Genomic DNA, 13,583 nt, shown 5'->3' with positions numbered 1-13,583 from the left:
TTGGCACTATCCCCTGTGGGAGCGGGCTTGCTCGCGAAGGGGCCGTGTCAGTCAGCATTGATGTGACTGACACTGCGCTTTCGCGAGCAAGCCCGCTCCCACATTGGGTGTGCGTAATCTCAGGATGAGTGTTGGGAATTCCAGTGGGCCAACAACGCCGGCAACTCGGTCAAGCTGCGAATCTCGGCATCCGGTGCCTTCTCGGCTTCCCAGGCCTTGCCCGCCGGGTTGAACCAGATCGCCCGCAATCCCGCCTGCTGTGCTCCGGCAATGTCATCTCCAGGATGATCACCGATATGCACCGCGGTCTCCGGCGTCGCCCCGCCACGCTGCAATGCCTCATGAAACAGTCGCGCATCGGGTTTGGCGATGCCGATGTCTTCGGCGCACAACGCAAACTTGAAGTAGTCCGCCAGCCCGAGCCGGCGCACATCGGCGTTGCCGTTGGTGACCACGCCGAGGGCGTAGTGCTTGGCCAGCGTACCCAGCGTCGGCTCGACGTCGGGGAACACCTCGATCTGGTGCCGTGCGTGCAGAAACACTTCAAAACTTTTGTCGGCCAGATCAGAAGCCTGGTCATGGTCGTAGCCGGCTTCTTCCAGCGCATGGAACAGCACCCGGCGGCGTAGCGCGCTGATGCGGTGTTTGAGGCCCGGTTCGCTCTCCAGGATACGCTCGCGAATCGTCCACAGATGCTCCACCGGCACCGCGCCCAGGTTGGGTGCATGCTCGGTCAGCCATTCACGCAGTACGGCTTCGGCGCTGACGATCACCGGAGCGGTGTCCCAAAGGGTGTCGTCGAGGTCGAAGGTGATCAATTGGATGGTCATGAATCATCGCCCTTAATGCGTTTGGCCCGTGGATGGGCGCTGTCGTAGACCGTTGCCAGGTGCTGGAAGTCCAGGTGGGTATAGATCTGAGTAGTCTTGATGTCCGAGTGGCCCAGCAGTTCCTGCACCGCTCGCAAGTCCTGAGAGGACTCCAGCAAGTGGCTGGCGAAGGAATGTCGCAGCATGTGCGGGTGCAGGTTTTGCCCCAGCTCGCGCTCACCGGCTGCCTTGACCCGTACCTGAATGGCCCGTGGGCCAAGGCGCCGGCCTTGCTGGCTGACAAACACTGCATCATCCGCCGGGTTGGTCATGGCTCGCAACGGCAGCCACAGCTCCAGCGCTTCGCGAGCCTTTTTACCCACCGGAAGCAGTCGGGTCTTGCTGCCCTTGCCGAGCACTTGAACCATGCCGTCGGCCAGATCCAGCTGATCCAGATTGAGTCCGGTCAGTTCCGATAGCCGCAAGCCCGAGGAATAGAACAGCTCCAGAATGGCCTGATCCCGGCGCGCGAGGAAATCATCCTCCACGGCGCCTTCGAGCAGTTGCAGTGCGCGGTCGGTATCGAGGGTTTTAGGCAGCCGGCGTTCGCCTTTGGGCGGTGCCAGGCCATTGGCCGGGTCGTGATCGCACAGGCCTTCGCGGTTCAGATAGTGATAGAGCCCGCGCACTGCCGAGAGCAGGCGCGCAAGGCTGCGGGACGATTGACCCTGTGAATGCAGGCGTGCGATCAGGCTGCGCAAGCGTTGAATGTCCAGGGCGGCCCAACTGCTGATGTTCTGTTTGACGCACCAGCCAAGCACTTTGTCGAGGTCGCGGCGGTAGGCGTACAGCGTGTGGGGCGACACCTGGCGCTCACTGCGCAGGTGTTCGCAGTAAGCGTCCAGTTGCCGTTCCACGATCAGCGTACCGAGCGCAGGGAACTGTTGACCCGTGGCAGCACTCGGCCCATGACTTCGGCGATGTAGCTCAGGAACAGCGTGCCGACCGAGCTTTTATAGTGCTGCGGATCGCGACTGGCGATGGCCAGGACGCCGTGGATGCCTTGATGGCTGATGGCGACGACGGCGGTCGAGCCGATCTGCTTGCGCTGTTCTTCGCCGAACAGGAAGTCCAGTTCGTGATCGCGCAGGCTGCCGCTGACGCTTTTATCTTCCGAGAGCAAACCGCCAATGGCCGTTTGTGCTTCGGCATGGGTCGCCCAGCGGCCGACCGGCATGGGATTGTCACCCAGCAGGATCAGGCTGACAAAGGGCACCTGGAAGTCCTGGCGCAAGCTGTCTTCGACGCTGATCACCACGTCTTCCAGGCTGTTGGCGTCCATCAGCGCGAGAATCAGGCGGCGGGTCTTGTCGAACAGGCGGTCGTTGTCGCGGGCCACGTCCATCAAGTGCGAGAGGCGATGACGCAACTCGATGTTGCGGTCGCGAAGGATCTTCATCTGGCGTTCGACCAGCGAGACGGTATCGCCACGCTGGTGCGGAATGCGCAAGGCCGGGAGCAGTTCTTCGTGCTCGACGAAGAAATCCGGATGAGCCTCCAGGTACGCGGCAACTGCCGCCGCCTCAAGGCTTTCGGAAGGGGATTCGTCGGGCTGTAGGGCGGGAACCTGGGGCTTATCTTTCATGGATTCGACTCTCTCAAAGACGCACTTGTCCTTCATAAACGCGCACTGCCGGGCCGGTCATCATGACCGGTTGGCCTGGGCCTGCCCATTCAATGGACAGACGCCCGCCGGGCAGGTCGATCAATAGCGGCGAATCCATCCACCCCTGGCTGATCGCGGCCACTGCAGCTGCGCAAGCGCCGGTGCCGCAGGCCTGGGTTTCCCCGGCGCCACGTTCCCAGACGCGCAACTGCGCGCGGTTGCGGTCGATGACCTGGAGAAAACCGACATTGACCCGTGCCGGGAAGCGCGGGTGGTGTTCGATTTTCGGCCCCAGTTCATGCACCGGTGCGTTATTGATGTCGCTGACCCGGAGCACGGCATGGGGGTTGCCCATGGACACGGCGGCCAGTTCGACCGTGGTGCCATCGACATCGAGTTTATAACTCAGCGCCTGTTCTGGCGCGTCGAATGGAATCTCGGCCGGCACCAGGCGTGGCGCGCCCATGTTGACACCGATCTGGCCGTCGCTGCGGATATCCAGCTCGATGATGCCGCTTTTGGTCTCGACGCGAATCTGCCGCTTGGCGGTCAGGCGCTTGTCGAGCACGAAGCGGGCAAAACAGCGCGCACCGTTGCCGCACTGTTCCACTTCGGAGCCGTCGGAGTTGAAGATCCGGTAACGGAAATCAACGTCCGGGTTGCTCGGCGCTTCGACGATCAGCAACTGGTCGAAACCGATGCCCGTGTGCCGATCGCCCCAAAGCTTCGCGTGCTTGGGCAGGATATGCGCGTGCTGGCTGACCAGGTCGAGGACCATGAAGTCGTTGCCCAGGCCGTGCATCTTGGTAAAACGCAGCAGCATGGGGTTACTCCGGCAGCAGGCTTTCGCCAGCAAACAACTCGGCTACCGTCTCACGGCGACGCACTTCGATTGCCTGATCACCGTCCACCAACACTTCAGCGGCGCGGCCGCGGGTGTTGTAGTTGGAACTCATGACAAACCCATAGGCGCCGGCCGAATGCACGGCCAACAGGTCGCCTTCTTCCAGGGCCAGTTCACGGTCCTTGGCCAGGAAATCGCCGGTCTCGCAGATCGGGCCGACGATGTCATAGGCACGCGCGGCAGTAGTGCGCGGACGCACGGCGGTGACGTCCATCCAGGCTTGGTACAGCGCCGGGCGGATCAAGTCGTTCATGGCCGCATCGACGATGGCGAAGTCTTTGTGTTCGGTGTGCTTGAGGTACTCGACCTGAGTCAGCAGCACGCCGGCGTTGGCGACGATAAAGCGGCCCGGCTCGAACACCAGTGCCAGGTCGCGACCGTCGAGACGCTCGCGCACGGCTTTGATGTAGTCGGCAGCCAGCGGCGGCTCTTCATCGCGATAACGCACGCCCAAGCCGCCACCGAGATCGATGTGGCGCAGGTAAATGCCGCAATCGCCGAGGCGATCGACCAGGCCCAGCAGGCGGTCGAGGGCATCGATGAACGGAGGCAGGGTGGTCAGTTGCGAACCGATGTGGCAATCGACGCCGACCACTTCCAGGTTCGGCAGCTGCGCGGCGCGGACGTACACGTCTTCGGCGTCGGCGATGGCGATGCCGAACTTGTTCTCTTTGAGACCGGTGGAAATGTACGGGTGGGTACCGGCATCGACGTCCGGATTCACACGCAGCGAGATTGGCGCGCGAACACCCAGCTCGGCGGCGACCACTTGCAGGCGTTCCAACTCGTCGGTGGATTCGACGTTGAAGCAATGCACGCCGACTTCCAGGGCGCGACGCATGTCGTCACGGGTCTTGCCGACGCCGGAGAACACGATCTTGTCGGGGCTGCCGCCAGCGGCCAGGACGCGTTCCAGCTCACCACGGGAGACGATGTCGAAACCGGCGCCCAATCGCGCCAGGACATTCAGCACACCCAGGTTGGAGTTGGCCTTGACCGCGAAGCAGACGAGGTGCGGCATGCCGACCAGCGCATCGGCATACGCCAGGTACTGGGCTTCGATGTGGGCACGGGAGTAGACATAAGTCGGCGTGCCAAAGCGCTCGGCGATGGCCGACAGGGCAACACCTTCCGCGAACAGCTCGCCGTCACGGTAGTTAAAAGCGTCCATGGCGTTCCCTTATTGGTAGACGTCGTGCTTGTGTGCTTTCGACGGGCTCTTTTGCGAGGATTGGGCTTGCTCGGCTGGATCCTGGGAATCGTCAGGCAGGTACAGCGGGCCTTTTTGACCACAGGCCGACACAAGGCAAGCAACCGCGACGAGCGCAGCAAGGGAAGAGATCAGGCGCTTCATGGCGAAATCCTTGAAAATGCGTTAATTGCGCCGGAGTATACCGGCCACCCGTCAGCTTGCCTATGTAACGGAGCTCCCGTCCGGCGGGGCTTGGAAGATGTCCATCAGTTATGTGCAATCCATTGTGGGAGCGAGCCTGCTCGCGATGACGGAGTGTCAGTCAACAAAGATGTTGAAACTGCTGACCCCTTCGCGGGCAAGCCCGCTCCCACATTTACTGTGTTTGATGTACCTATATCGGTGCTTGATCGTTATCCTTTGCAATCGTCGGGGCTCGCCCGTATCTTGCGGCGCTTGAGCGTGAACAGACATTTTTTGAGGTTGCCGCAATGAGTTTGACCGAAGCCCGTTTCCACGATCTGGTCGATACCACCCAGCAAATGCTGGAAGATATTTTCGACGAGAGTGATCTGGATATCGATCTGGAGAGCTCGGCCGGTGTTCTCACCGTCAAGTTCGAAAATGGCAGTCAGTTGATCTTTAGCCGCCAGGAGCCGTTGCGCCAGCTGTGGCTCGCGGCGGTGTCCGGTGGCTTCCACTTCGACTATGACGAAGAGAGCGAGCGTTGGATGTGCGACAAGAGCGAAGAGCAACTGGGCGAGATGCTCGAGCGCATCGTCAAGCAGCAGGCTGATGTCGATCTCGATTTCGAAGGTCTGTGAGATCGTGACCCAGCCCGTTCGTCCGCCCAAGCCGCTTTACAGCAATGTCAGCCCGGCAGTGCCGTCTCCTTGCAGCGGTGTCTGTCGGCTGGACGAGCAAAAGGTCTGCCTCGGCTGTTTTCGCCATGTCGAAGACATCCGCGAATGGCGCTCGGCGGATGACGATCGCCGGCGAGCGATTTGCGCCCAGGCGACCCAGCGCAAATCCTGCGCCTGACCCTGCTGCAGGGCCTCCTTTGACTCAGCTTGCAAAGGACAAATCGGGGCTTGGTCGCCCTGACTTGTATATTTATTGAGCTGTGATAGTGTCCAGAAACGCCTCAACCCATCGAGGCTCGTGAAAACCCCGCCTTTTTCTGGCGGGGTTTTGCTTTTTCTGCGCAGAAGAAAGGAGTCTGCCTTTATCATGACTGAACCTTCCATCACCCTTACTCGTCTGGACGTACAACGTCTGGAGCGCCTGATCGACAGCCTGGATGACACGCTGCCGGGCGTTATCGCGCTGCAAACCGAACTGGACCGTGCCGATAACCTGGTCAGTCACGAAGAAGTGCCTGCCGATGTCGTGACCATGAATTCACGTGTGCATTGCCGTGAAGAAATCAGTGGCAAGGACTATCACCTGACGCTGGTTTATCCCAAGGATGCCAATGCCGATGAAGGCAAGATTTCCATTCTGGCGCCGGTTGGCAGCGCGCTGCTGGGTCTCAAGGTCGGGCAGCACATCGACTGGCCGGCACCGGGGGGCAAAACCCTGAAACTGACCCTGCTGGAAGTTGAATCACAGCCTGCCAATGGCGGCCACTTCCCGGAATGACCCTGTCCTAGACCTGCTCGAGCGCCTCGTTCAGTGCGCGCTCCAGATCAGCCTTGTAGCGCAGATACAAATTGCTTGAGCCATGCCCATCACCGATCAGGCCCGAGAGGTCCAGGTCGGTGATGTAGCAGCGATAGCGCTCGAATTCACGGCGCTGCTCGACGATCTCCTGGGCGACCACGCTGAACAGTTGGTCGCCATATTCAAGCTCCGAAAACTCCCGCTGATTGCAATACAACGTGACCTGCACCTGCCCCGGTGCGGCTTTGCCGACGATGGCCTGTACGTCATAGAACGGCTTGTCGATCGGGGTTTGCGGTGCGGGTCGGGCCTCGACCCGGCGAGCGCGTCCGGGGCCTGACGGCAATAGCTGGTAGTACAGCGTGTCCAGGCTCAGGGGCTGGGTGCTGTTCATGGGTAGCAGCGCATCGCGTCGGTATTGAATCGATTGCAGGAACCGTTGCAGCGGCACCAGCAGGCTTTGTTCGTCGTGATAAGGCAAACGCTGTTGCCACAACGCATTGAACTCATCCAGGACGTAGACATCGGCGTGCTGTTCATAGACGCGGTAGAACACCTGAATGCACTCAGGCTGGCCCATGGGCAGAAGCAACGCCAGGTCGTGATCCTCCAGCGCCATCGGGTCCAGCTGCAGCGGGCTGTAGCTCGCCAGTTCTTCGCCAAGGTAATCCAGCAGCGCTGGCAGCGTGGCGAGGGCAACGTGATTGACCTGGCCGGGTACCAGCTCCAGCACGTGATAATGCTGCTGGACCTGAATCAGGTAGCGATGATTGAGGTTGCTCAGCAGCAGGTTCTGCGCGGTGTCGAGGACCTCTTCGACCCGGCGTGCGATGAATTGCGCGCGGTTGTGGCAAAAGCAGCGAACCCGCAACTTGGGTTGTTGTGCTCCGCCAGGGAGATTGTTGAGGTAGTCGCGCAGGCAGTCGAGCAGCGCATGAGGCCCGTCGTAGCGGCTGACCAGCACTTCGTTCCAGCTATTAAGCGTGACCTGGTCAAGGGTCAGTACCAGATTCTCGCGGACCCCGGCGTAGCTCAAGGAGTCGGTGCGCTCGGTGGTCATCAGGATGTTCAGGTCGCGGTGATGCTTGAGCGGATCGACGCCGACGTTCACCAGAATCAGCACTTCACTTGGCACGCTGGGGCGCAGCAACGGCTCTTCGGCAACCGTTACCAAGGGCAGGGCGATGGTCTGTTGCAGGCTGCCGAGCAGGTTGAACAGTTCAAACTCACTCAAGTCGCTGGTGCCGGGGTGCAAGGCGAGACGGGTGCTGCTGTCGATCACACCGTTACGATGGCACCAGGTCAGCAACTCCAGCAATTGGCGGCTGCGCTTGATCGGCGCGAAATGTTCCCACTCATGGGCGGCCAGGCTGCCGTTGTACAAACACCACTGAACGTTCCCCGGCTCTTTTTTGTTGGGTGCCTGAACCAGCGTCAGGGTGTCTTCGGCCAGATCCGGGGCGATGCCCGGGTTGATGAACTCGACTTTGTCGGCTTTGCGCTCAAAAGCCGCGTACAGCCGTCGACCCAGCACATTGAGGTCGCGTTTGTTGATCAGGCTGACGGTTTGTTCGTTGCGAGCAAACTGGGTCAGGAAGCGGTAGCTGTAGTTCAGCTCGTTGACCAGGGCGCGGCGTTCTGCGCTGACCTGGCGGACCTTCCATTGGCTGCGGCTGTCGAGCAGCGCCAGTTGCCGCTGATCCCAATTCCATTCATGAGCCAGCCGCTCAAGCAGTGAGCGCTGCCAACTCTGGGTGCGACTGCTGCCGGTGAGCTTGCGGTTGACCTTCAGGTACAGCGCGCGGCGCACCAGTTCAAGCCGTTCAGGCTCGCCACGGGCGGTGAGGTATTCCTCGATGCGCCGATAAACCACGATGTAGGGATCAAGCTCATCGAGGTCCAGCTGATTGGCGAACACCGCTTGCTTGAAGCGCAGGCTCAGGCAATGCACTTTAGGATGTTCGCTGGCGTAGACCTCGGTCAGCAACAGCTTGAGCACGGACTTGTACGGCGACTCGATGCCCTTGAACAACTGCCAGAGCCCGGCACCGATGAATTCGCCGGGTGGGATGTAGGCCAGGTGGCCCAGATCCAGTGACTCGTCAGCCCGAATGAAACGCTTGGACAGCAGTGTGTGGGTGTAACGGTCGTAGGCCGCTTCCTCGTAGACCGGCACCAGCCACCAGATGGGCGTGCGTCCGGCCAGCCAGATGGCGGTGCGGTAGAACTCGTCCAGCAACAGGTAGTGCTGAGTGGTGCCGCAGTCTTCCGAGCTCAACTGCGTGTCGCGCTCGCCGAGCACGAAGCGCGCCGGGTCGATCAGAAAGAAATGCGCCTCGGCGCCTTGGCTGGCGGCCCAGACTTCAAGCAACTGGCACTTTTTACGCAGCTCGCCGAGTTCATTTTCGCTCAGGTCCGGCGCGTGACAGACCCACACATCCATGTCGCTCTGATCGGCCTGGGCCAGGGTGCCCAGGCTGCCCATCAGGAACAGGCCGTGAATCGGTCGCGGCGGATTGCTGCCGTGGCGCGGCTTATAGGAAAACGATCGGGTCAGGCGTTGGGCTTCAGCGAGTGCGTTGGCGTCAGGCTCGAAATTCGCCAGTCCCGCCGGCGTGCTGCCCGACACGTAACCTGGCAACAGCGGATGATTGACGTGGAAAAACAGTGGCAGCAGCGTCAGCACTGTTTGTTGGCGCGTCGACAGCCCTTCCATGGCGCGGGCCATGCGACCTTCGTTGAGTTTCAGAAATCGTGCGCGCAGTTGACTCAGAACCTTGCGGTCGATTCCCTCGTCCAGATCGGGGCGGATTTCGTGGGTGCGGGTCATGTCAGCTCAAACCGGCTCGCGTGGCTCGGACGCAGGGTCTGCGGATGAGGGGCAGTTTAGCGCCTCGTGCCCGGGACTTTTAAGCTGATTTTGTGTTTTTGACGTCAGATTTTTATCGTACGGCGACAGCAGGAAGCCAAGTGTGCCCGCGGAAATCCCGTGGCAGGGGTTTCCGTGGGCGATGCGTTGATGTTCAGGCTGTTTCCTGGACGCTCAGAATCGTCAGAACGGTTTGTATGCTTTGTGCGGCGTCACGACCCAGACTGGTCAGATAACCGCCATCGGGCTGGTCGATCAGTTCTTTTTCGTACAGGCGTTGAGCGGCAGCAATGGCTTTCGGGGCAGCGGTCTGATGAATTTTCAAACCTTCCTGGGAACTGTCCAGGTTGAAGAGGGCAAGGATTTCCAGTTCGGCAACCAACTCAGGGGTAAGCGACATAAGGACTCCAGACTTTCTAGGAATTGGACGACAGCGCCCCTAAGGTGAGCCCACTCGTGCGGCATGTCCAGTGCCTGCATCAGGGTTTTTTCGCCTCGGGAAGCATTCCCCGGCGGGTGGTGCGGCAGCGGGGTGCATACCAGTGTAGTCAGGGGCTGGGGGAAGGCAGGAATGTTTCGTGACAATCTGTGTTGGGAGCGCGTTGCACGCTCCCAACGGTGTCCGATTTACTTCTTTTCCGGCGGCAATTCCGGCAGCGCACGCAGCGCTGTTTCGTACCATTCGGTGTTGAACGCGCGGTCTTCTTCCAGGATCGCGTCGATTTCTACCGCTAACACGTGAGCCATCAGGTTGAGGATTTCTTCACGCTCGTAACCCACCAGGGTCAGCTTGTTGAAGGTGGCCTTGGCCGCTGGCGGGTTGTCGCTTTCAATCTGGTTTTCGATGGCTTCGATCAGGGTGTTTTCGGCGAACTCTTCTTCGTCGATCTCGATATCAGTTGGCTCGCTCATGGCAGGCTCCTCAAGTTAAGGCGGCCAGTTTACCTGCATTCAGCGCTGTGATGCTGCTGGCAAGAATCGCCATGGCGTTCTATAAACAGGCACTGCCAACCCCGCACGGCCTGGAGGCTATGTGATGCTCAAGCTTTATGGTTTTCCCGTCAGTAACTACTACAACATGGTGAAGCTGGCGCTGCTGGAGAAGGGACTGCCGTATGAAGAAGTGCCTTTTTATGCCGGCAATAGCCCCGAGGCGCTTGCCATCAGCCCGCGCGGAAAAGTGCCGGTGCTGGGCGTCGAGCAAGGTTTTATCAACGAAACCGCCGTGATTCTTGAATACATCGAGCAAAGCCAGGCCGGCACGCCGCTGTTGCCAAGCGATCCGTTCGAGCGTGCGCAAGTGCTGGCGCTGGCCAAGGAAATCGAGCTGTACATCGAGTTGCCTGCTCGGGCCTGTTTTCCCCAGGCGTTTTTCGGCATGCAGGTGCCGGACGCGATCAAGGACAAGACCAAGGCGGAGCTGTTGCTGGGGTTTGCGGCCTTGGGCAGGCACGGCAAATTCGCTCCTTATGTGGCGGGGGAACGTCTGAGCCTTGCCGATTTGTATTTCGTGTACAGCGTGCCGCTGGCCTGTGCGGTGGGGCAGAAGCTGTTCGATATCGATCTGCTGGCCGATATGCCGGGAGCCAAGGCGCTGCTGGAGCGTCTGGAGCAGAATCCGAACGTGAAGAAAATTGCAGCGGACAAGGAAGCGGCGATGCCAGCGTTTATGGCGATGGTCGCGTCCAAAAAGTGAGTTTTGTAAGCTTCTGAAGTCAGTCATCGCGAGCAGGCTCGCTCCCACAAGGATCACGCTGAACCTGTGGGAGCGAGCCTGCTCGCGATGTTCTTGGCTTTTGCCTTAACGGCTGGCGAGCAGCGCCTGGCCGCGCGCCACCGCCTTCTTGACCTGCGCCGGCGCAGTGCCGCCGATATGGTCACGGGCATTGACCGAGCCTTCCAGGGTCAACACGGCAAATACATCCTGATCGATCTGGTCGCTGAACTTGCGCAGCTCTTCCAGGCTCATTTCCGCCAGGTCTTTACCGCTTTCCACGCCGTACTTCACGGCATGACCAACGATTTCGTGGCAGTCACGGAACGGCAGGCCACGACGCACCAGATAATCGGCCAGGTCGGTGGCGGTGGAGAAACCGCGCAGGGCCGCTTCGCGCATCATCGCGTGCTTGGGCTTGATCGCCGGGATCATGTCGGCAAAGGCCCGCAGCGAGTCGCGCAAGGTGTCGGCGGCGTCGAACAGGGGTTCCTTGTCTTCCTGGTTGTCCTTGTTGTAGGCCAGTGGCTGGCCTTTCATCAAGGTCAAGAGGCCCATCAAGGCGCCGAACACACGGCCGGTCTTGCCGCGAACCAGCTCTGGCACGTCCGGGTTTTTCTTTTGCGGCATGATCGAGCTGCCGGTGCAGAAACGGTCCGGCAGATCGATGAACTGGAATTGCGCGCTGGTCCACAGCACCAGCTCTTCGGAGAAGCGCGACAGGTGCATCATCGCGATGCTCGCGGCCGAGCAGAACTCGATGGCGAAGTCGCGATCGGACACGTTGTCCAGCGAGTTGCCGCCGACGGCGTCGAAGCCCAACAGCTGAGCGGTGTATTCACGGTCGATCGGGTAGGTGGTGCCGGCCAGCGCCGCGCTGCCCAATGGCATGCGATTGGTGCGCTTGCGGCAGTCGACCAGGCGTTCGTAGTCGCGGCTGAGCATTTCGAACCAGGCCAACATGTGGTGCCCGAAGGTCACCGGCTGTGCGGTTTGCAGGTGAGTGAAGCCCGGCATGATGCTGCCCGCTTCGCGCTCGGCCTGTTCCAGCAAGCCTTTTTGCAGGCGGGTGATTTCGCTCAGGATCAGGTCGATCTCGTCACGCAGCCACAGGCGGATGTCGGTGGCCACCTGGTCGTTACGGCTACGGCCGGTGTGCAGCTTTTTACCGGTAACGCCGATGCGGTCGGTCAGGCGCGCCTCGATGTTCATGTGCACGTCTTCGAGGTCGATGCGCCAGTCGAACTGGCCGGCCTCGATTTCACCCTGGATGGTCTTCAGGCCATCGGTGATGCTGTCGCGCTCGGCATCGGTCAGCACGCCGACCTTGGCCAGCATGGTGGCGTGGGCGATCGAACCCATGATGTCGTGGCGATACAGGCGCTGGTCGAAAGTGACGGAGGCGGTGAAGCGGGCGACGAAGGCGTCGACGGGTTCACTGAAGCGGCCGCCCCAGGACTGATTGGTCTTGTCAGTGCTCATGAATTCGCTCGTATCGGCTGGAGAAAAATGTCGTTGGAAGCTGTCGCGGATAATAACAGGGTTGCCAATCCTGTCGCTGACACTGGTCGACACGTTTTTTTCTCATCCCCCGGTCCATACTCAGGACAGGCCTTGTGGGAAATTGCACAACGATATTTTTCAATTGAGCAATATCGTCTCGGCAACCGTCTACAGTTGGACAGTAGGATCAGCGCACTTCTGGGCGCTGCCGCTGACTATAAGAAGAGGGGTGTTCATATTGTGTATCGGCAATCCCTACGGCGATACCTCGCTAACGCGGGCCAGAGCCTCCAATTATTCGGCAGTTGAAAATTTAGCCGCCGGTCTCGCGGCACTTTTTGGCCCTCGCGCCAGTCTTAGCGTGGATCGCGGTGACGGACGTCACTTCCCCTGTCTACGCTATCCTTGTGCGAGACTCACGCAGGAATCCAGCGCAATATGAATGTCCTGATCGTTGATGACGAACCCCTAGCCCGCGAGCGCCTGAGCCGAATGGTTGGCGAACTTGAGGGATACAGTGTCCTGGAGCCCAGCGCCACGAACGGCGAAGAGGCGTTGGCACTGATCGACAGCCACAAGCCGGATATCGTGCTGCTCGATATCCGTATGCCGGGCCTTGATGGCCTGCAAGTGGCTGCCCGGTTGTGCGAACGCGAAACCCCGCCCGCCGTGGTGTTTTGCACCGGGCCCGATGAATTTGCCGTGGAAGCCCTGCAGGCCAGCGCCGTGGGCTATCTGGTGAAGCCTGTGCGAACTGAACATTTGCAAGAAGCATTGAAAAAAGCCGAGCGGCCCAATCGCGTCCAGCTCGCAGCCCTGACCCGTCCCGCCGCCGAAACCGGCAGCGGTCCGCGTAGCCATATCAGTGCCCGTACCCGTAAAGGCATTGAGCTGATCCCCTTGGGTCAGGTGGTGTACTTCATTGCCGACCATAAGTACGTGACCTTGCGCCACGAAGGCGGCGAAGTACTGCTGGATGAGCCGCTCAAGGCCCTTGAAGATGAGTTCGGCGATCGATTCGTGCGAATCCACCGTAATGCACTGGTCGCTCGCGAGCGTATCGAGCGCCTGCAACGCACGCCTCTGGGGCATTTTCAGCTGTTCCTCAAAGGCCTGAACGGTGACGCCCTGATCGTCAGCCGTCGCCATGTGGCCGGCGTGCGAAAAATGATGCAACAGCTTTAATACGCTGTTCGCAGGCGGATTTCATACCCGATTGCTGGACATTTCAGGCCAGGGAGGCCGCGCAGTGTCTGATACAAGT

Annotated in this window: 15 protein-coding genes; 5 read left to right on the top strand and 10 right to left on the bottom strand. The window is 60.3% G+C overall.

Going from position 1 to position 13,583, the window contains the following annotated elements; all coding sequences use genetic code 11:
* Positions 1–119: 119 nt before the first annotated feature.
* The 6 genes from K5K95_RS07720 to lptM are packed head-to-tail and all read right to left on the bottom strand — an operon-like array spanning position 120 to position 4,733.
* Positions 120–830, bottom strand: coding sequence for an HAD family hydrolase (locus K5K95_RS07720; RefSeq protein WP_222588974.1), 711 nt, complete (start codon positions 828–830; stop codon positions 120–122).
* Positions 827–1,726 carry a tyrosine recombinase XerC gene (xerC, locus tag K5K95_RS07715; protein WP_090178141.1) on the bottom strand — a complete coding sequence of 300 codons (900 nt, stop codon included), beginning with the start codon at positions 1,724–1,726 and terminating at the stop codon, positions 827–829. The genes K5K95_RS07720 and xerC overlap by 4 nt, the downstream gene beginning before the upstream one ends.
* A gap of 2 nt (positions 1,727–1,728) precedes the next feature.
* A complete protein-coding gene (locus K5K95_RS07710; protein WP_222588973.1) occupies positions 1,729–2,454 on the bottom strand; it encodes a DUF484 family protein in 726 nt (241 codons plus the stop codon).
* 13 nt (positions 2,455–2,467) lie between these two features.
* Positions 2,468–3,298: a diaminopimelate epimerase gene (dapF, locus tag K5K95_RS07705; protein ID WP_222588972.1), complete on the bottom strand. Its 831-nt coding sequence runs from the start codon at positions 3,296–3,298 to the stop codon at positions 2,468–2,470.
* 4 nt (positions 3,299–3,302) lie between these two features.
* Positions 3,303–4,550 (bottom strand): diaminopimelate decarboxylase, encoded by a 1,248-nt coding sequence (lysA, locus tag K5K95_RS07700; RefSeq protein WP_222588971.1) that lies wholly within the window; start codon positions 4,548–4,550, stop codon positions 3,303–3,305.
* Positions 4,551–4,559: 9 nt separating this feature from the next.
* Positions 4,560–4,733, bottom strand: a complete 174-nt coding sequence (gene lptM / locus K5K95_RS07695; protein WP_033060682.1) for an LPS translocon maturation chaperone LptM — start codon at positions 4,731–4,733, stop codon at positions 4,560–4,562.
* Between the two features lie 329 nt (positions 4,734–5,062).
* Between lptM and cyaY the strand changes: the two genes are divergently transcribed.
* From cyaY to rnk, 3 genes are all read left to right on the top strand, one after another.
* Positions 5,063–5,395 (top strand): iron donor protein CyaY, encoded by a 333-nt coding sequence (cyaY, locus tag K5K95_RS07690; protein WP_222588970.1) that lies wholly within the window; start codon positions 5,063–5,065, stop codon positions 5,393–5,395.
* Positions 5,396–5,399: 4 nt separating this feature from the next.
* Positions 5,400–5,612, top strand: a complete 213-nt coding sequence (locus tag K5K95_RS07685) for a DUF1289 domain-containing protein (RefSeq protein ID WP_222588969.1) — start codon at positions 5,400–5,402, stop codon at positions 5,610–5,612.
* Positions 5,613–5,801: 189 nt separating this feature from the next.
* Complete coding sequence (rnk, locus tag K5K95_RS07680) at positions 5,802–6,212, top strand: nucleoside diphosphate kinase regulator (RefSeq protein ID WP_222588968.1); 411 nt, start codon at positions 5,802–5,804, stop codon at positions 6,210–6,212.
* Positions 6,213–6,219: 7 nt separating this feature from the next.
* Here rnk and K5K95_RS07675 read toward each other — a convergent pair whose 3' ends face one another.
* The 3 genes from K5K95_RS07675 to K5K95_RS07665 all read right to left on the bottom strand — a co-directional run bounded on the left by K5K95_RS07675 (position 6,220) and on the right by K5K95_RS07665 (position 10,014).
* Positions 6,220–9,063, bottom strand: coding sequence for a class I adenylate cyclase (locus K5K95_RS07675; RefSeq protein ID WP_222588967.1), 2,844 nt, complete (start codon positions 9,061–9,063; stop codon positions 6,220–6,222).
* Positions 9,064–9,256: 193 nt separating this feature from the next.
* Complete coding sequence (locus K5K95_RS07670; protein ID WP_222588966.1) at positions 9,257–9,502, bottom strand: TIGR02647 family protein; 246 nt, start codon at positions 9,500–9,502, stop codon at positions 9,257–9,259.
* Positions 9,503–9,729: 227 nt separating this feature from the next.
* Entirely contained in the window at positions 9,730–10,014 is a 285-nt protein-coding gene (locus K5K95_RS07665; protein ID WP_007894899.1) for a hypothetical protein, read from the bottom strand.
* Positions 10,015–10,138: 124 nt separating this feature from the next.
* On the opposite strand from K5K95_RS07665, the gene K5K95_RS07660 reads away from it, so the two are divergent.
* Positions 10,139–10,798: a glutathione S-transferase family protein gene (locus K5K95_RS07660; protein WP_222588965.1), complete on the top strand. Its 660-nt coding sequence runs from the start codon at positions 10,139–10,141 to the stop codon at positions 10,796–10,798.
* Between the two features lie 105 nt (positions 10,799–10,903).
* On the opposite strand, the gene argH is transcribed toward K5K95_RS07660, so the two are convergent.
* Entirely contained in the window at positions 10,904–12,298 is a 1,395-nt protein-coding gene (gene argH / locus K5K95_RS07655) for an argininosuccinate lyase (RefSeq protein ID WP_033060676.1), read from the bottom strand.
* 459 nt (positions 12,299–12,757) lie between these two features.
* On the opposite strand from argH, the gene K5K95_RS07650 reads away from it, so the two are divergent.
* Positions 12,758–13,504: a LytR/AlgR family response regulator transcription factor gene (locus tag K5K95_RS07650; protein ID WP_090178171.1), complete on the top strand. Its 747-nt coding sequence runs from the start codon at positions 12,758–12,760 to the stop codon at positions 13,502–13,504.
* Positions 13,505–13,583: the final 79 nt, after the last annotated feature.

Origin of the sequence: Pseudomonas sp. DR48 (assembly GCF_019823085.1) — a bacterium.
Lineage (GTDB): Bacteria > Pseudomonadota > Gammaproteobacteria > Pseudomonadales > Pseudomonadaceae > Aquipseudomonas.
This window is presented reverse-complemented; position numbering and strand designations above follow the sequence as displayed.

Coding starts and splice junctions, on each gene's coding strand:
- K5K95_RS07720 (WP_222588974.1), bottom strand. CDS start 830: ATGACCATCCAATTGATCACCTTCGACCTCGACGACACCCTTTGGGAC.
- K5K95_RS07710 (WP_222588973.1), bottom strand. CDS start 2,454: ATGAAAGATAAGCCCCAGGTTCCCGCCCTACAGCCCGACGAATCCCCT.
- dapF (WP_222588972.1), bottom strand. CDS start 3,298: ATGCTGCTGCGTTTTACCAAGATGCACGGCCTGGGCAACGACTTCATG.
- lysA (WP_222588971.1), bottom strand. CDS start 4,550: ATGGACGCTTTTAACTACCGTGACGGCGAGCTGTTCGCGGAAGGTGTT.
- lptM (WP_033060682.1), bottom strand. CDS start 4,733: ATGAAGCGCCTGATCTCTTCCCTTGCTGCGCTCGTCGCGGTTGCTTGC.
- cyaY (WP_222588970.1), top strand. CDS start 5,063: ATGAGTTTGACCGAAGCCCGTTTCCACGATCTGGTCGATACCACCCAG.
- rnk (WP_222588968.1), top strand. CDS start 5,802: ATGACTGAACCTTCCATCACCCTTACTCGTCTGGACGTACAACGTCTG.
- K5K95_RS07675 (WP_222588967.1), bottom strand. CDS start 9,063: ATGACCCGCACCCACGAAATCCGCCCCGATCTGGACGAGGGAATCGAC.
- K5K95_RS07670 (WP_222588966.1), bottom strand. CDS start 9,502: ATGTCGCTTACCCCTGAGTTGGTTGCCGAACTGGAAATCCTTGCCCTC.
- K5K95_RS07665 (WP_007894899.1), bottom strand. CDS start 10,014: ATGAGCGAGCCAACTGATATCGAGATCGACGAAGAAGAGTTCGCCGAA.
- K5K95_RS07660 (WP_222588965.1), top strand. CDS start 10,139: ATGCTCAAGCTTTATGGTTTTCCCGTCAGTAACTACTACAACATGGTG.
- argH (WP_033060676.1), bottom strand. CDS start 12,298: ATGAGCACTGACAAGACCAATCAGTCCTGGGGCGGCCGCTTCAGTGAA.
- K5K95_RS07650 (WP_090178171.1), top strand. CDS start 12,758: ATGAATGTCCTGATCGTTGATGACGAACCCCTAGCCCGCGAGCGCCTG.